Annotated in this window: 14 protein-coding genes and 1 other RNA gene; 5 read left to right on the top strand and 10 right to left on the bottom strand. The window is 67.2% G+C overall.

Annotated elements, in window-relative coordinates; all coding sequences use genetic code 11:
• Window positions 1-4 precede the first annotated feature (4 nt).
• Genes FOZ70_RS24900 through tyrS form a run of 3 tightly spaced genes read right to left on the bottom strand, consistent with a single transcriptional unit; the run spans window position 5 to window position 2387 of the window.
• The gene (locus tag FOZ70_RS24900) at window positions 5-667 is read right to left on the bottom strand and encodes a histidine phosphatase family protein (protein ID WP_059487104.1); all 663 of its coding nucleotides are present in this window, start codon (window positions 665-667) and stop codon (window positions 5-7) included.
• A gap of 23 nt (window positions 668-690) precedes the next feature.
• A complete protein-coding gene (gene dtd / locus FOZ70_RS24895) occupies window positions 691-1149 on the bottom strand; it encodes a D-aminoacyl-tRNA deacylase (RefSeq protein ID WP_048024143.1) in 459 nt (152 codons plus the stop codon).
• The gene (gene tyrS, locus FOZ70_RS24890; RefSeq protein ID WP_021163702.1) at window positions 1146-2387 is read right to left on the bottom strand and encodes a tyrosine--tRNA ligase; all 1242 of its coding nucleotides are present in this window, start codon (window positions 2385-2387) and stop codon (window positions 1146-1148) included. Before tyrS ends, dtd begins: the two co-directional genes overlap by 4 nt.
• Window positions 2388-2529: 142 nt before the next feature.
• On the opposite strand from tyrS, the gene FOZ70_RS24885 reads away from it, so the two are divergent.
• Window positions 2530-3678 carry an anhydro-N-acetylmuramic acid kinase gene (locus FOZ70_RS24885; RefSeq protein WP_059620918.1) on the top strand — a complete coding sequence of 383 codons (1149 nt, stop codon included), beginning with the start codon at window positions 2530-2532 and terminating at the stop codon, window positions 3676-3678.
• Between the two features lie 106 nt (window positions 3679-3784).
• Here FOZ70_RS24885 and erpA read toward each other — a convergent pair whose 3' ends face one another.
• The 3 genes from erpA to rplM form a co-directional block, all read right to left on the bottom strand.
• Window positions 3785-4156, bottom strand: coding sequence for an iron-sulfur cluster insertion protein ErpA (gene erpA / locus FOZ70_RS24880; protein WP_006751888.1), 372 nt, complete (start codon window positions 4154-4156; stop codon window positions 3785-3787).
• A 218-nt stretch (window positions 4157-4374) separates the two neighbouring features.
• Window positions 4375-4767: a 30S ribosomal protein S9 gene (gene rpsI, locus FOZ70_RS24875; protein WP_006476904.1), complete on the bottom strand. Its 393-nt coding sequence runs from the start codon at window positions 4765-4767 to the stop codon at window positions 4375-4377.
• 10 nt (window positions 4768-4777) lie between these two features.
• On the bottom strand, window positions 4778-5206 hold the full coding sequence (rplM, locus tag FOZ70_RS24870; protein WP_009687896.1) for a 50S ribosomal protein L13: 429 nt from the start codon (window positions 5204-5206) through the stop codon (window positions 4778-4780).
• A gap of 311 nt (window positions 5207-5517) precedes the next feature.
• Between rplM and FOZ70_RS24865 the strand changes: the two genes are divergently transcribed.
• Window positions 5518-5823 (top strand): DUF1090 family protein, encoded by a 306-nt coding sequence (locus FOZ70_RS24865; RefSeq protein ID WP_059620917.1) that lies wholly within the window; start codon window positions 5518-5520, stop codon window positions 5821-5823.
• Window positions 5824-6233: 410 nt separating this feature from the next.
• Window positions 6234-6698 (top strand): OsmC family protein, encoded by a 465-nt coding sequence (locus tag FOZ70_RS24860; RefSeq protein WP_027788367.1) that lies wholly within the window; start codon window positions 6234-6236, stop codon window positions 6696-6698.
• Window positions 6699-6768: 70 nt separating this feature from the next.
• Here FOZ70_RS24860 and rnpB read toward each other — a convergent pair.
• The 3 genes from rnpB to pyrC all read right to left on the bottom strand — a co-directional run bounded on the left by rnpB (window position 6769) and on the right by pyrC (window position 9144).
• Window positions 6769-7180: RNase P RNA component class A (gene rnpB, locus FOZ70_RS24855), an RNA gene on the bottom strand.
• A 12-nt stretch (window positions 7181-7192) separates the two neighbouring features.
• Window positions 7193-8083 carry a DUF3025 domain-containing protein gene (locus tag FOZ70_RS24850; protein ID WP_219707055.1) on the bottom strand — a complete coding sequence of 297 codons (891 nt, stop codon included), beginning with the start codon at window positions 8081-8083 and terminating at the stop codon, window positions 7193-7195.
• The gene (gene pyrC, locus FOZ70_RS24845) at window positions 8080-9144 is read right to left on the bottom strand and encodes a dihydroorotase (RefSeq protein ID WP_104767626.1); all 1065 of its coding nucleotides are present in this window, start codon (window positions 9142-9144) and stop codon (window positions 8080-8082) included. Before pyrC ends, FOZ70_RS24850 begins: the two co-directional genes overlap by 4 nt.
• 205 nt (window positions 9145-9349) lie before the next feature.
• Here pyrC and FOZ70_RS24840 point away from each other — a divergent pair, with 205 nt between their 5' ends.
• Both FOZ70_RS24840 and FOZ70_RS24835 read left to right on the top strand, forming a co-directional pair.
• Complete coding sequence (locus tag FOZ70_RS24840; RefSeq protein WP_219707053.1) at window positions 9350-10261, top strand: class II glutamine amidotransferase; 912 nt, start codon at window positions 9350-9352, stop codon at window positions 10259-10261.
• A gap of 581 nt (window positions 10262-10842) precedes the next feature.
• Window positions 10843-16110 (top strand): autotransporter outer membrane beta-barrel domain-containing protein, encoded by a 5268-nt coding sequence (locus FOZ70_RS24835; protein WP_219707051.1) that lies wholly within the window; start codon window positions 10843-10845, stop codon window positions 16108-16110.
• Window positions 16111-16210: 100 nt separating this feature from the next.
• Here FOZ70_RS24835 and FOZ70_RS24830 read toward each other — a convergent pair.
• A partial coding sequence (locus FOZ70_RS24830; RefSeq protein ID WP_219707049.1) for an ATP-binding cassette domain-containing protein occupies window positions 16211-16549 on the bottom strand: 339 nt, incomplete at its 5' end.

Here is a 16549-nt window from a genome sequence, read left to right as displayed (position 1 = left end):
CGGTTCAGAGCACCTTGCGGTACCCGTCGTCGTCGCTTGCGGCGTCGAGGTGCGACACGTCGGCCCACTGCACGACCTGCGCACGGCCGTCCACGTAATCGACGACGTTGATGCTCGTGTTGAGCAGCTGATAACTGCGCGGCGCCGACAGTTCGATGCCGTTCGCAAACCGGTACACGCTGTCGAGCACGCCGCCGTGCGCGACACACGCGATCCGGCCGCCCGGGTGCGCGGCCACGATCGGCTCGAGCGCGTGCAGCACGCGGTGATAGAACTCACGCTGCGACTCGCCGCCTTCCGGCGCGAAACCCGGATCGCGCGTCTGCCACGCCGCGTATGCGTCCGGAAACAACGCCTCGATCTCGGTGCTGTCGTGCCCCTGGAATGCGCCGTACGAGCGTTCCCGCAGCCCTTCCCGCAGCAGCAGCGGCAACCCGAGCGCATCGGCGAAGGGCTGCGCGGTCTGTTGCGCGCGCATCAGGTCGCTCGAATAGACCGCGTCGATCCGTGCACCGTCGCGCGCGTCGCGTGCGAGCCGCGCGGCCAGCTTTTGGGCCTGCGCGAGCCCCGTGTCGGCCAGCGGGATGTCGATATGGCCCTGGATGCGCTTGATGCGATTCCAGGCCGTCTCGCCATGGCGGATGAAAAGAATCTGCGTGGTGGCCATCGCGGCGCGCCTCCGGGGAAGAATCAGGGCCGCACTTGCAGCCAGAACGTCACGGGGCCGTCGTTGACGAGCGACACCTGCATGTCGGCGCCGAACTCGCCCGTCTCGACGACAGGATGGCGCGCCCGGGCGGCCGCGACGAAATAGTCGAACAGCCGCGCGCCTTCGTCGGGCGGCGCGGCCGGCGTGAAGCTCGGACGCAGCCCGCTGTTGGTATCGGCCGCGAGCGTGAACTGCGACACGAGCAGCAGGCCGCCGGCACGGCCTTCGCCGTCGATGTTCGATACCGGCAGGTTCATCTTGCCGGCTGCGTCGCTGAACACGCGGTAACCGAGCAGCTTCGCGAGCAGCTTGTCGGCCGCCGCCTCGGTATCGCCGCGCTCCGCGCAGACGAGCGCGAGCAGGCCCGCGCCGATCTCGCCCGTCGTGCGGTCGCCGACGCGCACGTCGGCGCGCTTCACGCGCTGGATCAGCGCGATCATGCGGTCAACGTGACGCGCGCGAAGCGGCGCTTGCCGACCTGGACGACGAACTCGCCGGCTTCGACCTTCAGGCCCTTGTCCGACACGGTCGCGCCATCGATCTTCACGCCGCCCTGCTCGATATTGCGCAGCGCTTCGCTCGTCGACGGCACGAGGCCGGCCTGCTTCAGCAGCTGGCCGATCGCGAGCGGTGCGCCCGCGAGCGTGACCGACGGGATGTCGTCCGGCACGCCGCCCTTCGCGCGGTGGTTGAAGTCCTCGAGCGCACGTTCGGCGTCGGCTTGCGAGTGAAACCGCGCGACGATTTCCTGCGCAAGCAGCACCTTGAAGTCGCGCGGGTTGCGGCCGCCTTCGGCCTCGCGCTTGAAGCCGGCGATCTCGTCGAGGCCGCGGAACGACAGCAGTTCGAAGTAACGCCACATCAGCGTGTCCGAGATGCTCATCAGCTTGCCGAACATGTCGGTCGGCTTCTCGCTGATGCCGACGTAGTTGCCCTTCGACTTCGACATCTTCTCGACGCCGTCGAGGCCTTCGAGCAGCGGCATCGTGAGAATGCACTGCTGTTCCTGGCCGTACTGCTTCTGCAGCTCGCGGCCGACCAGCAGGTTGAACTTCTGGTCGGTGCCGCCCAGCTCGAGATCGGCGTTCAGCGCGACCGAATCGTAGCCCTGCATCAGCGGATACAGGAATTCGTGGATCGAGATCGGCACGCCGCCCTGGAAGCGCTTCGTGAAATCCTCGCGTTCGAGGATCCGCGCAACCGTGTAGCGCGACGCGAGCTTGATCATCCCGTCCGCGCCGAGCGGCATCGACCATTCGCTGTTGTAGCGGATCTCGGTCTTCGCGCGATCGAGCACGAGCGCGGCCTGCTCGAAATAGGTCTTCGCGTTCGACTCGATCTGCTCGCGCGTGAGCGGCGGACGCGTCGCGTTGCGGCCTGACGGATCGCCGATCAGCGACGTGAAATCGCCGATCAGGAAGATCACCGTGTGGCCGAGGTCCTGCAGCTGACGCATCTTGTTCAGCACGACGGTGTGGCCGATGTGGATGTCGGGTGCGGTCGGGTCGAGGCCGAGCTTGATGCGAAGCGGCGTGCCCGTGGCCGCGCTGCGCGCGAGCTTCTGCGCGAACTCTTCCTCGATCAGCAGCTCGTCGACGCCGCGCTTCGTGACGGCGAGCGCATGCCGGACTTCGTCGGTGATCGGGAAAACAGGCTTGGAACTGGGTTCGGTGCTCATCGGTGCCAGGAAGAATGTCGCAAAAACAGGGATTTTCCCATAACTTGCGCGCCCATCGCTTAACGGCGCGCCGCGTTGCGCGGATAATCGGGCGCAAGGCGCGCGGCACCGGCCCGCGCCGCACGATCCAGGAGAACCCAACGTGCCGCAACGACAGCCGCAAAACGCTCATCCGGCCGACGGCATCTACTTCGGGCTGATGTCGGGAACCAGCATGGACGGCGTCGATGGCGTCGCCGTGCGTTTCGAGGCCGGCAAGGCGCCGGTCGTGCTCGCGGAAGCGTTCGTCGGCTTCGCGCAATCGCTGCGCGACGCGCTGTTCGCGCTGCAGCAGCCCGGCGACGACGAGATCGACCGCGAATCGCTCGCCGCGAACGCGCTGGTCGCGCGCTATGCGGTGTGCTGCCACGAATTGCAGCGCACGGCCGGGCTGTCGCGCGACGAGATCCGCGCGATCGGCGTGCACGGCCAGACCGTGCGCCATCGCCCCGAGCGCGGTTATACGCGGCAGATCAACAACCCGGCACTGCTCGCCGAGCTGACCCAGGTCGACGTGATCGCCGATTTCCGCAGCCGCGACGTCGCGGCAGGCGGCCACGGGGCGCCGCTCGCGCCGGGCTTCCATGCAACGGTGTTCGGCGCAGCGGGCGAGACGCGCGTCGTCTGCAATCTCGGCGGAATCAGCAACATCACGATCCTGCCCGGCGAAGGCGGCGACGTGCGCGGTTTCGACTGCGGCCCCGCGAATGCGCTGCTCGACGAATGGGCGACCCGCCATCTGGGCAAACCGTACGATGACGGCGGCAAGTTCGCGGCGCGCGGCACCGTCCATGCAGCGCTGCTCGACGCGCTGCTCGACGAACCCTATTTCGCCGCGCCGCCGCCGAAAAGCACCGGGCGCGACCTGTTCAATCCCGCGTGGCTCGACGCGAAGCTCGCCGCGTTCTCACACGTCGCGCCACAGGACGTGCAGGCCACCCTCACCGCGCTCACGGCCGTTTCGGTCGCGCGCGAGATCGCACAGCATGCAGCGGGCTGCAAGGCCGTGTTCGTATGCGGCGGCGGCGCACGCAATCCGGTGCTGCTCGATGCGCTCCGGCACGCGCTGCGCGAGGCCGGCGTGCCGGCCACGGTCGATACGACAGCGGCACTCGGCGTGCCGCCTCAGCAGGTCGAGGCACTCGCGTTCGCGTGGCTCGCGTACCGTTTCACCGCGCGCCAGCCCGGCAATCTCGCGACGGTTACCGGCGCGGCCGGCAACCGCGTGCTCGGCGCGCTCTATCCGCGCTGACGCGAGGCCGCCCGCGCGGCGAGCGCCGCATGGAAAACGGGCACAAAAAAACGGGGCATGATGCCCCGTTTTCATTCCGGCGAACCGGCGTGGACCTGTCGTGCGCTCAGACCGAGAACGACGAGCCGCACCCGCAGGTGGTGGTCGCGTTCGGGTTCTTGATCACGAACTGGGCGCCGTTGAGGTCGTCCTTGTAGTCGATCTCGGCGCCGACCAGGTACTGGTAGCTCATCGAGTCGATCAGGAGCTGGACGCCGTTCTTGTTCATCACGGTGTCGTCCTCGTTGACTTCCTCGTCGAACGTGAAGCCATACTGGAAGCCGGAGCAGCCGCCGCCCTGCACGAACACGCGCAGCTTCAGGTCGGGATTGCCCTCTTCGTCGATCAGTTGCTTGACCTTGTCGGCTGCGGCGTCGGTGAAGACGAACGGAACCGGCATTTCGGCCGTCGTTGCTGCGGATTCGGTAACAGCGTTCATTGCGAACTCTCCAAAAAGCTTTAGCCGCTATTGTAGGGCCGATCAGAAGATCGTGCTGATGTCCATGAAATCAATAGGTTCTTGTCGATTTCATCAAACACGCATGCGCAGGCCGCGGCAGCACGCGCCTGGAAGCGGACATAAAAAAACCGCCAGCGCGAAAGCTGGCGGTTTTTCCGGCGGACGCCGCCCGGGAGCGGCGCGGCCATGAAGCGGAATTAACGCTTCGAGAACTGCTTGGCGCGGCGTGCCTTGCGCAGACCGACCTTCTTACGCTCGACTTCACGTGCATCGCGCGTGACGAAGCCTGCGCTCGACAGCGACGGCTTCAGCGTCGCATCGTAGTCGATCAGTGCACGGGTGATGCCGTGGCGCACTGCACCTGCCTGACCCGTTTCGCCGCCGCCGTTCACGTTCACCTTGATGTCGAACGTCTGGCCGTGGTTCGTGAGTTCCAGCGGTTGACGCACGATCATCAGCGACGTTTCGCGCGAGAAGTAGTCAGCGATGGGCTTGCCGTTGACGATGATGTCGCCCTTGCCAGCCTTGATGAAGACACGTGCGACTGCGCTCTTGCGGCGGCCCGTACCGTAGTTCCAGTTACCGATCATGTGGGTCCCCTTAGATCTCGAGCGCCTTCGGCTGTTGAGCCGAGTGCGGATGCGTCGCTTCTGCGTAGACCTTCAGCTTCTTGATCATCGCGTAACCGAGCGGGCCCTTCGGCAGCATGCCCTTGACCGCCTTCTCGAGCGCGCGGCCCGGGAAGCGTTCCTGCATCTTGCCGAACGTCGTTTCATAGATACCGCCTGGGTAGCCCGAGTGACGGTAGTACTTCTTGTCCAGAGTCTTGTTGCCCGTGACCTTCAACTTGCTCGCGTTGATGATGATGATGAAATCACCAGTGTCGACGTGCGGGGTGAACTCAGGCTTGTGCTTGCCGCGCAGACGGCGTGCCACTTCGCTGGCAACACGGCCGAGAACCTTATCCGTCGCGTCAATCACGTACCATTCGCGCGTCACCTCATGGGCTTTTGCGGAAAACGTCTTCATGATCGATCCAAAAAAATTGCTTTGCCCGATGTGTTCTTCCTGCTTGTCTGTGTGCGCTTCGAGGCGCGGTGCAGGCTCTCCCTGTTCTTTTTCCGTGGGCATGAATGCGGAAAAGCCCCGAATTATAAAGGAAATACCGCAACGCGGTCAAAGGGAATCCGCTCCCCGTGTCCACGGCGGCCGAAATGGGCCAAAATCCGGTCGTGCCCCGACAAGCCAGGCGAACCGAGCGCCCGGGGAGGCACCCATCGAAGCGCAGCACATGACCTTGCCGCGCCAGACCGGCCGAACACGGAAAACAACAAACAAGCATGATGAATCAACGACTTACACCCTTCCTCGCGGTCGTGATGCTGGCCGCCGCGGCACCTGCCGTCGCCGCCCGCGCCGACTGCGAAGCCAAGCTCGAAGCCCTCGATACACGCCTTGCCGAAGCCCGTGCCGCGCATGCCGAGGATCGCGTCGCCCGCCTGCGCGCGGTGCGCGAACGCGTCCGCCACTTCTGCGCACGCGCTCACGGCCATGCGTCGGCCGTCCACGCGCCGGCGCCCGATGCGCGCCCGCGCGGCACGCCGCCCGACGCGACCTCGCAGCCTGCCGCCAGGCAGCCCGCGTAACCTTGCCGGAGCGCGCAAACCGCGCGCCGATGTTTGCATGGGACGAAAAAAAGCCCGAACGGCTGGTTCGGGCTTAATCCACCATAGGAGGAGGGTGGAGGAGACATTCGGAGGTTGCCGCAGCGCGACAACCAATGACACTCATTATACGAACGCGTCGTCGACTCCACAAGAAAATTTGCATTGCGAAATCAAGCGCCACAATATGAAATTTAATGCGGCGCGTTTGAATCACCGCTTTTCTCTTTTAAATCAATGACCTGATTCCGGAAGGCACGATCAGGAGCCGCCCTCGTCTAGAGCAAAACCCCTAAGTCCGGTGGGGAATTGAATGTCCGGGGCGCCGCTCCGGCGGCGCCCGCGTTGCGCGTCGTGCACCGCATCAGCCGACCGTTGCGCCGCGGGCTACAATGCCGGATCGAATCCGAATCAGGCAACGCTGGAGTGCAAGCATGGAATGCAAAGTAAGCTGGATGGGCCAGGACGGCATGGCGTTTTCCGCCGAGACCGGCAGCGGCCACCTCGTCGCGATGGACGGCGCGCCCGAAGGCGGCGGTCACAACCTGGCGCCGCGCCCGATGGAGATGGTGCTGCTCGGCACCGGCGGCTGCACGGCCTATGACGTCGTGCTGATCCTGAAGAAGAGCCGCCAGGAAGTCAGCGGCTGCTCGGTCACGCTGAAGGCCGAACGCGCGAGCGAAGACCCGAAGGTGTTCACGAAAGTGCACTTCCACTTCACGGTCACCGGCCGCAACCTGAACCCGGCCACGGTCGAACGCGCGATCAACCTGTCGCACGACAAGTATTGCTCCGCGTCGATCATGATCGCGAAGACGGCCGAACTCACGCATTCGTTCGACATCGTCGCCGGCTGAACGCACGGCGAGCGCACATGAAAAAAGGGCCGGCGCTCCGTTGGGAGACGCCGGCCCTTTCACATTCGAACGGCAAAGCAGGCCGATAAGCCGGATTCTGTGCACGCTGCGCGCCGAAGCACGCAACGCGTGGCAGCCATTCCTCTAGGCGCGCCATTGCTGACGCGCTCAAGCTTCCTACCCGCAGACGAGACGGGGGCCCCGTCCTGCATCCGAAGATGCGCGCCTGCCTACTTGGAATTGCTCCGGGTGGAGGTTACCGTGCCGGCGAACGTCGCCGTCGCCGCGGTGCGCTCTTACCGCACCGTTTCACCCTTACCTGATCCCGGCTTGCGCCGGGCCATCGGCGGTTTGCTTTCTGTTGCCCTGTTCCGCGTGTCGCCACGGATGGCCGTTAGCCATCACCCTGCCCTGTGGAGTCCGGACTTTCCTCGCCCCCGCGCGCCCGAAGGCGGCGAGGCCGCGACTGCCTGGCCTGCTTTGCGACGCGCATTCTAGCACTGCGCGCCGCCGTCGGCAGCGCGCGAGCGGCGGCCGCTGCGAAACACGGCCGGATCGTCGTAGAACGCGGGCTCGGCATTCGCATCGCACCAGCCCGGCACGCCGAGCACCGGGAGCGGCGCGAAATCGCGGCTCGTCAGCGCGCGCGTCGCGAGTTCCGCGGCGACACGGGCGTCGACATGCGCGATGCGTTGCGCGTCGGGCCACGAAAAATAGTCGGCGCCCACTTCGACGATCCACGTGTGCGCGGTGCAGGATTTGTAAGGCGCGACGAGTTTCTCGAGCAGCGCATGGCCGACCAGCCGCGCCTCGCAGCGCGTGCCCCACGCCTCGCGCGCGGCGACCAGCAGCCGCGGCCAGTCGAACCCGCGCAGCGCGTCGGCGAGCGCACGGTCGGCCGTCACGAACAACGCGGCGTTCTCGTCGAACAGCGTGAGCGCGTCGCGCAACGTGCCGCGCACGGGGCCGACCCCGCCCGCCGCGTCGATCGCCGCGGCCTGGCGCGCGTTCAGTACGGCCTTGATGCGCGGATACGCGAACCAGACGAGCGCGTTGAAGAAGTCGTGCAGATTGCGGCGGGTCGGGACACCGCCCGTCTCCGCGATATGGGTCTCGTACGCGACGCCGGGCGGCAATGCGGCCTGCGGCACAAACCGCAGCGGCCGGCCACGGCCGCTGATGCGCGGGCCGTCTGGCGCGGCATCGCTCGGGGCGCCATTCAGCGCGTCGAGCAACGCGGCCTCGCCCGCCCTTGCGGCCGCCTGTACGACGCGGCCGGGGCCCGCGTAAGGCGCGAGCCACGGCACGGACCAGTCGATCCGCGCAAAATCCGCCGCCCCGCTACCGGCCGCCTGGCCAGGTTCGCGCGGCGGCGCGAAGGTCACGCCAGTTTCCAGCCGATCGTCTCGCCGCCGCGCAGCGGCACGACGGGCGTATCGCCCGCGAAGATCTCGCGCGGCAACTCCCATGCCTCGCGACGCAGCGTGACCGTCTCGGCGCTGCGCGGCAGCCCGTAGAAATCGGCGCCGAAGAAGCTCGCGAAGCCTTCCAGCTTGTCGAGCGCACCGGCGTGGTCGAACGCTTCCGCATACAGTTCGAGCGCATGCAGCGCCGTATAGCAGCCCGCGCAGCCGCACGCGGTTTCCTTCGCGTCGCGCGCATGCGGCGCGCTGTCGGTACCGAGGAAGAAGCGCGGGTTGCCCGACGTCGCGGCCTCGACCAGCGCGACGCGATGCGTCTCGCGCTTCAGCACCGGCAGGCAGTAGTAATGCGGGCGAATCCCGCCGACGAACAGCGCATTGCGGTTGTACAGCAGGTGATGCGCGGTGATCGTCGCGCCGAGCAGGCCGGGCGCCGCATCGGCGTCGCGCACGTAGTCGGCCGCGTCCTTCGTCGTGATGTGCTCGAACACGACCTTCAGGCCCGGAAAATCGCGGCGCAGCGGCGTCATCACGCGGTCGATGAAGACCTTCTCGCGGTCGAACAGGTCGATCGATGCATCGGTCACCTCGCCGTGCACGAGCAGCGGCATGCCGGTTTCCTGCATCGCCTCGAGCGTCTTCGCGCATTTCGCGAGATCGGTGACACCGTGGTCGGAGTTCGTCGTCGCACCGGCCGGATACAACTTCACGCCGTGCACGAAGCCGCTTTCGCGCGCGCGGCGGATCTCGTCGGGCGGCGTGTTGTCGGTCAGGTACAGCGTCATCAGCGGTTCGAACGTCATCCCGGCCGGCAGCGCGGCGAGGATGCGCTCGCGATAGGCCCGTGCCTGCGCGGTGGTCGTCACCGGCGGCTTCAGGTTCGGCATGACGATCGCGCGGCCGAACTGGCGCGCGGTGTGCGGCAGCACGGCGGCCAGCATGTCGCCGTCTCGCAGGTGCAGGTGCCAGTCGTCGGGACGGGCGAGCGAGAGCGTCGCCGGGGAGGAAGCGTTCGAGGCAGTCATAGGAGGCGTCGTGAGGAACGGCCGGGCCATCGGCGGGGCCGGAACGCGCGTGCGCGGGCCGACTGACGGCAAACCGCAACACGGGGCCTTTGGCCAGCGGAATCCGCTTTTTACCGCTCAGGGCTCGGTGATATGCTAGAAGCCGCATTGTACCGGGGTTCGCCCGGTTCGTTACCCCCCGCCTCAGCCTGCTGCCCCAAGTAAAATGTGCCAACTCTTAGGAATGAACTGCGCCGCGCCGACGGACGTCACATTCTCCTTCACAGGTTTCGCGGCCCGGGGCGGGCTCACCGATCACCATGCCGACGGCTGGGGCATCGCGTTCTTCGAGGACAAGGCCTGCCGCCTGTTCATCGATCACCAGGCATCGGCCACGTCGCCGATCGCCGAAATGGTGAAGCGCTACCCGATCAAGTCCAAGAACACCATCGCGCACATCCGCAAGGCGACGCAGGGCCACATCCTGCTCGAGAACAGCCATCCGTTCATGCGCGAGCTGTGGGGCCGGCACTGGATCTTCGCGCATAACGGCGACCTCCAGGACTACGCACCGGACATGGACGGCAGCGTCTATCATCCGGTCGGCACGACCGACAGCGAACAGGCGTTCTGCGTGCTGATGCAGGGGCTGCGCGAAACGTTTCCCGGCGCGCAGCCGCCGCTGCCCGAACTGTTCGAGCGCGTCGGCGAGCTGACACGCGGCATCACCAATCACGGCGTGTTCAATTTCCTGATGTCGAACGGCCAGGCGCTGTTCGCGCACTGCTCGACGCGGCTGCACTACCTCGTGCGGCGCTGGCCGTTCTCGACCGCGCATCTCGTCGACGAAGACCTGTCGATCGACTTCGCGAAATACACGACGCCCGAGGATCGCGTCGCGGTGATCGCGACGCAGCCGCTCACCGACAACGAAGTCTGGACCGCGTTCGAGCCGGGCGAACTGATCATGTTCCAGTGCGGCGACGTCGCCGCGCGGATGCGGATCCCGGTGCCCGAACGCGTGCTCGAGAAGCTGCGCAATCCGGCGCTCGACGCATCGGCGTCGGCGCCGCGTGACACGCGCGAGGCGCTCGCCACCGCCGCCGACGTCGATTCCGACGACGCGATCGACTTCTGAGCCCGGCGCGCTGGCGCCCCTCCCCTGTCAGCCACTGTCCGGCGAGTCGACGGCTCGTCGCCGGGGTATATCACTCGCCGGCTGCCGTTTCCGGTTCATCCGGGCCAAATTCCCGTATATCGAAGCGAAACAACACAACGTTCGCCCGATTCGATTCGTTTCAATATAAAACGACCCAGGCGAGAAAATAATAAATCACCCAATCGGAATGCAGACAATCCGGAAACCGCATTTTAACGCACCAACCTGATGCAAACCGTGCGCCACCCCACTGATCCGGCGATCACGAACCCGCACGTAAATAATCGGCAGAATCCTTACCCCACAAGACTTTCAGTTCGATTCGTCACACAATCAAGAAATACAGAATAAAAACAGCACTATTGCCGCATTTGTTAGCTTCCCGACAATTCACCTCCTTCCCGATCAGTAGAGTCCGCTCATCCTCGGTGTAACGAATCGCGAATGGCGGAGATACGGCCACGGCCGCCGCGCATCCATTCACGCCATTCCTCACCGCGGATTGCGATTTCACCGCACCGCGGTGAAAACCACATCAAAAGAAGAGAGAGGGGCTTGTCGTGAATCACTCATTTCGATCGATATGGAGCGAGACCACCGGCTGCTGGGTCGCGGTTGCGGAAACGGCGCGGGCGCGCGGCAAGCGGTCGGGCAGCCCATCCGGCGCAGGCCTGCGCGCCGCCCACACGGCGGCGCGCCGGACGCCGCTTCGCGCCGCGGCACTCGGTGCCGTGCTGGCCATGCTGTCGGCAAGCTCCGCGTACGCATCGACGTGCGGCAGCGGCGCGGCCGTCGCGAGCGGCGGTACCTGCGCGCTCGGCAGCTTCAGCCCGACCGTCAATGACGACCTCGCCGGCGCCACGACCGTGTCGGGCGGCGACCGCGTCGGCCTGACGGGCGCATGGACCGGCGCAACCGGCGACATGGGCTACACGCCGATGCCGTTCGCCAACACGCCCATCATTTCCGGCAATCCGGATCAGCCGCTGGTGTCGCTCGGCGGCAAGACGCAGAGCGTCGGCACCCCCGACTCGATCACGGGCGGCCATACGTCCGTCGCCACTTACGACTCGGCCGCGTTCGTCGCGTCGACCGCGGGCTCGACCGTCGTGCAGGTCTATCACGACGTGAACGGCGACCAGTACGTGAACACGCGCATCGGTACGGTCACGAATTCGGGCGGCACGCTCGACGTATCGATCGGCAATCCCGCGAACGCGCCCGCGGCGACCGGCAACGCAATCACGATCGCGGCCAAGCAGACCGACCTGACCTACGCGGACGGCACCGGCTCGACACCGAGCGTCATCAACTGGAATTCGCGGAACCAGGTCTGGTTCATCACCGGCGACTATCTGGCAAGCGGCGGCCCCGTCGGCCGCGTCGAGCTCGACGTGCCGACCTACGCGGGCACCTTCACCGCGTTCGACGGCAGCAAGTGGACCGTCACCGACGCCGCGTCGCTCGCCGCGTACAACAACTTTCTCGTGCGTTCGGTCCAGAGCGGCGCACTCGGCTCGCAGGCAGCCTACGACAATGCGTTCGGCCAGGCCGTGACGTTCGCCACGCAAACCTTCGAGTATGCGAACAACGTGTCGCCCGACGACAAGAACGCGCTCCCCAGAAACTATCCGTCGGTGATGCACGGCACGGGCGCGAACGCGACGCTGCACATCGGCAAGGACGGCCAGATCGACTTCCGCGGCGCCAATACGATCGACGCGAGCGCGGCCGTCGTCGCGGAAAACGGCGCGCACTTCGTCAACGACGGGCGCCTGTCGGGCGACTTCAACCTGGTGCGCCTGTTGAGCGGCGCGAGCGGCGTCAACAACGGCGTGATTTCGTCCGGTTACACGGCGGGCGACAATGTCGGCACGGGCGGCACTGCATCGCCCGACAATTTCGGCCTCAATACGTACGTCGAAGGCAGCGGCGTGTATGCCAACGGCATGGGCACCACGTTCGTCAACAACGGCGTGATGAACGTCGGTGCGTGGAATCTCGACCACAACCGGCTCGACCTGCAGAACTACGCGATCGCCGCGACCGACGGTGCGAGCGCATCGAACGCCGGCACGATCAACGTCGGCGTCAACGCGACGACGCTCGACAGCCAGGTGATCGGCGGCCTCGTCGCCGGCGGCAGCTTCACGAACGAAGCCGGCGGGACGATCTATCTCGGCCGCGCGGCCCAGTACGATGCCGGCACGCCGGAGGCCGCGAACGACGTCGCGCTGTCCGCGCACGCATACGGCATCCTGCTCGGCCCGTCGGGCACCGCGAACAACCTCGGCACGATCGTGATCGGTTCGCTGACGCAGAACGGCGCCGCCATGGCGAGCATCAACTCGTCGTCGGGCACGCTGACCAACGCGGGCTCGATCGTCGTCAACGGTGCGGCGCCCGGCACGCCGCTCGCCGACGTCGGCATGCTCGCGGCCAACACGGCGGCGACCGTGACCAACACCGGCACCATCACGCTGAACGGCGTAAACGGCATCGGCATCATGGTCGTCGGGACCGGCACGAATGCGACGGCCGCGACCTCGACCGGCACGATCAACGTGGCCGGCAGCCTCGATCCCGCATCGGGCACACGAAACTACGGCGTGTGGGCCGAGGGGCCGCACGCGAAAGCCACGCTCGACGGCGCACTCAACCTGACGGGCACCGGCGCGATCGGCGTGCACGCGCGCTCGGGCGCGACGATCGACGTCGGTGCCAACGCAGTGCCGGCGTTCATGTCGGGCACCAGCCAGATCGGCTTCTATGCGTATGGCGCCGGCTCGAAGATCAACGTCGCCGCGCAGCACCTGAGCGTCGACACCGACGATTCGACGCTGTTCCGAGTCGCGGGCGGCGCTGCCTACACGGGCGCGTCGGCAGCCGGAACGCTGACGACCGACGTCAACGGCCAGCGCGCGCACGGCGTGCTCGCGACCGACGCCGGCACCGTGCTGTCGACCGGTAACGCGATCTACAACGTCAACGGCGCGAACGGGATCGCGATCGGAGTCGAGGGCGGCGCGCAAGGCACGATCGACGCGGGCGCGACGATCAACCTGAATGCGGCAGGCGCGATCGCAGGCGTCGTCGACGGCCAGGCGCACGACCTCGCCGGCGCCAATGCCGGCGCGCCGGTCGCGACGACGCTGACCAACGACGCGGCCGTTACGTCGTCGACCGCGGGCGTGACGGGCTTCGTCGCGCAGAACCTCGGCACGCTCGAGAACCGCGACACGGTGCTGCTGACGGGCGCCGGCTCGACGGGCGTCGTGGTCGGCACGCTCGGCACGGTGAACAACGCGTCGACGATCCGCGTCTCGAACGGCACCGGTGCGCTCGTGCAGGGCGCGTCGGCCACGCTGGCCAACGCGGGTTCGATCGAAGCCGACGACGGCGTCGCGGGCGTGCGTCTGACGGGTGCCGGCGCATCGGTCGCGCTGTCGGGCACCGGCACCGTGATCGCGAACGGCAGCGCCGACGGCGTGCGGATCGACTCGACCGTATCGGGCGGCGGGATCGCGGCCGGTGCGACGTCGATCGCGGCCGGCGGTTCGGGCAGCGGGATTCACAACCTCGGCACGAATACGACGATCGCGCTGTCCGGCACACAGGTCACGACGACCGGCGGCGGCGCGAACGGCATCGTGTCGACGGGCGGTGGCGCGCGCATCGCGGCCGATGCGGCGACGGTCGTGCGCACCGCCGGCAGCAACGCGCTCGGCATCCACGTGACGGGCGCGGATTCGACGCTCGCGGCGACCGGCACCACCGTCGCGACGACGGGTGCCGGCGCACACGCGATCGTCATGGATGGCGGCGCGACGGCCCTGCTGTCGGCCGCGAAGATCGCCGCATCGGGCAGCCTGGCCGACGGCATCGTCGCACGCAACGGCGGCCGCATCGGCGATACGGGCTCGACGATCGCCAGTGCCGCCGGCAACGGCGCAACCGCCGACAGCGGCGGTGTGCTCGCACTAACCGGCACGACGCTCAAGGGCGCGACGGCCGGCGTGCTGACGTCCGATACGCTCGCAAACGGCGCGACGAGTTCGGTGCTCGTCGACGGCGGCAGCGTGACGTCCGCGACCGGCCCGGCCTTCGCCGCGCGCGGCGGCACGGCCGACATCGCGGTGCGCAACGGCACGGTCGTGACGGCCGGCAACGGTACGCTGCTCGACCTGTCGAACGGCAGCAACGCCACCTTCACCGCCTCGGCCGTGAACCTGGCCGGCGACATCGTCTCGGACGCCTCGAGCACCGGCAACGTGCTCCTCGCGAACGGCACGACACTGACCGGCAAGATCGACCCGGTCGCACTGACCGTCGACCCCACCAGCACGTGGCGCATGACGGGGAGCTCCGTGCTGAGCAGCCTGAACAACGCGGGCCTGGTCGCATTCGCCGCGCCGAGCGGTTCGCCGACGCTCGCGGGCAGCTACAAGACGCTCACGACCGGCAGCTACGTCGGCAATGGCGGCACGATCGCGCTCAACACGTTCCTCGGCGCCGACGCATCGCCGACCGACCGGGTGATCGTGAACGGCGGCACGGCGAGCGGCACGACGGGCCTGAAGATCGCCAACACGGCCGGCACCGGTGCGCAGACGAAGGGCGACGGGATTCCGGTGGTCGTCACGACCAACGGCGGCACGACCACCGCATCGGCATTCCAGCTCGCCGGGCCCGTGCAGGCGGGCGCGTACGAATACCGGCTCTATCGCGGCGGGCAAGGCGACGCGAACGGCTGGTACCTGCGCTCGCAACTCGATCCGTCGGACCCGGGCGACCCGATCCACCCGTCCGGTGGCGGCGATGGCGGCGGGAACGGCAACGGCAGCGGCGGCACGCTCGCGTATCGCCCCGGTGTCGCCGGCTACGCGCTCACGCCGCTGCTGAACGCCGACTACGGCTTTTCGACGCTCGGCAAGCTGCACGAGCGCGTCGGCGACATCGCCAACCTCGACAAGCAGCAGCCCGGCAATCGCGACGGCGTGTGGGGGCGCATCGGCGGCCAGAGCCTCGACGCGAACGCGGGCCGCTTCTCGGCCGACGAGCGCACCTTCTTCGCGCAGTTCGGCAAGGACTGGACGCTCGACCAGGCGCCGAACGGCGGCGCCAGCACGCATGCGGGCGTGACGGCCAGCATCGGCGTGTCGAACGCGAGCTTCAGCGACATGGCACGCGCCGATACGGCCAACCTGTCGACGTCGACGGGCTCGGTCGAGATGCACGCGCAGAGTGTCGGCGGCTACTGGACGAAGTACCTGTCCGACGGCACGTACTTCGACAGCGTCGGGCAGGTCACGCACTATGGCAACCGCTATCGCGACAGCTACGGCAACGAGGCGTCGCAAAACGGCTTCGGCGTCGCGCTGTCGCAGGAAGTCGGCAAACCCTTCGCGATCGGCGGCCTGCCGGTCGCGGTCGAGCCGCAGGCGCAGCTGATGTACCAGTACCTGAAGCTGAACGGGTTCAACGACAACGTATCGGCGGTATCGGGTACGACGACGAACGCGCTGCGCGGCCGCGTCGGGGTGCGCATCTTCCGGCCGAACCTGCAGTCCGGTTCGGGCGGCAGCGCTGCCACGCCGTACTTCACGGCCGACGTGCTGCACGACTTCCTGTCGCCGGGCCAGACCGTCGTCGGCGGCACGCCGTTCGCGACGCATCTCGGCCGCACGTGGTACGAGCTCGGCGTCGGCGTGACCGCGGGCTTCGGCAAGTCGGGCGAGCTGTACGCGAACGCGAAGATCGCGCGCAACATCGGCGGCGACTATCGGCGCGGCATCGTCGGGCAGGTCGGCTACCGCTACAGCTGGTAACGCCCGCGAGCGGCGGACAGCGGACGAAAAAAAACCGCCCGGCGCTCGGCCGGGCGGTGTCCGCATCGACGCGCGTGAAGCGCGTGACCCGCGTGAACGCTCAGTGCAGGATCTTCGCGAGGAAGTCCTTCGCGCGTTCCGATTTCGGATGCGAGAAGAAATCGTCCTTGCGGTCGTCCTCGACGATCGCGCCCTTGTCCATGAAGATCACGCGATGCGCGACCTTCTTCGCGAAGCCCATCTCGTGCGTGACGACCATCATCGTCATCCCTTCCTGCGCGAGTTCGACCATCACGTCGAGCACTTCGTTGATCATCTCGGGGTCGAGCGCGGACGTCGGCTCGTCGAACAGCATCGCGATCGGATCCATCGACAGCGCGCGCGCGATCGCGACACGCTGCTGCTGGCCGCCCGACAGCTGGCCCGGGAACTTGTGCGC

It is taken from the genome of Burkholderia sp. COPS (genome assembly GCF_019425585.1).
GTDB lineage: Bacteria > Pseudomonadota > Gammaproteobacteria > Burkholderiales > Burkholderiaceae > Burkholderia > Burkholderia cepacia.
This window is presented reverse-complemented; position numbering and strand designations above follow the sequence as displayed.

Coding starts and splice junctions, on each gene's coding strand:
- FOZ70_RS24900 (WP_059487104.1), bottom strand. CDS start 667: ATGGCCACCACGCAGATTCTTTTCATCCGCCATGGCGAGACGGCCTGG.
- dtd (WP_048024143.1), bottom strand. CDS start 1,149: ATGATCGCGCTGATCCAGCGCGTGAAGCGCGCCGACGTGCGCGTCGGC.
- tyrS (WP_021163702.1), bottom strand. CDS start 2,387: ATGAGCACCGAACCCAGTTCCAAGCCTGTTTTCCCGATCACCGACGAA.
- erpA (WP_006751888.1), bottom strand. CDS start 4,156: ATGAACGCTGTTACCGAATCCGCAGCAACGACGGCCGAAATGCCGGTT.
- rpsI (WP_006476904.1), bottom strand. CDS start 4,767: ATGATCGGTAACTGGAACTACGGTACGGGCCGCCGCAAGAGCGCAGTC.
- rplM (WP_009687896.1), bottom strand. CDS start 5,206: ATGAAGACGTTTTCCGCAAAAGCCCATGAGGTGACGCGCGAATGGTAC.
- FOZ70_RS24865 (WP_059620917.1), top strand. CDS start 5,518: ATGATGAATCAACGACTTACACCCTTCCTCGCGGTCGTGATGCTGGCC.
- FOZ70_RS24860 (WP_027788367.1), top strand. CDS start 6,234: ATGCCGGATCGAATCCGAATCAGGCAACGCTGGAGTGCAAGCATGGAA.
- pyrC (WP_104767626.1), bottom strand. CDS start 9,144: ATGACTGCCTCGAACGCTTCCTCCCCGGCGACGCTCTCGCTCGCCCGT.
- FOZ70_RS24840 (WP_219707053.1), top strand. CDS start 9,350: ATGTGCCAACTCTTAGGAATGAACTGCGCCGCGCCGACGGACGTCACA.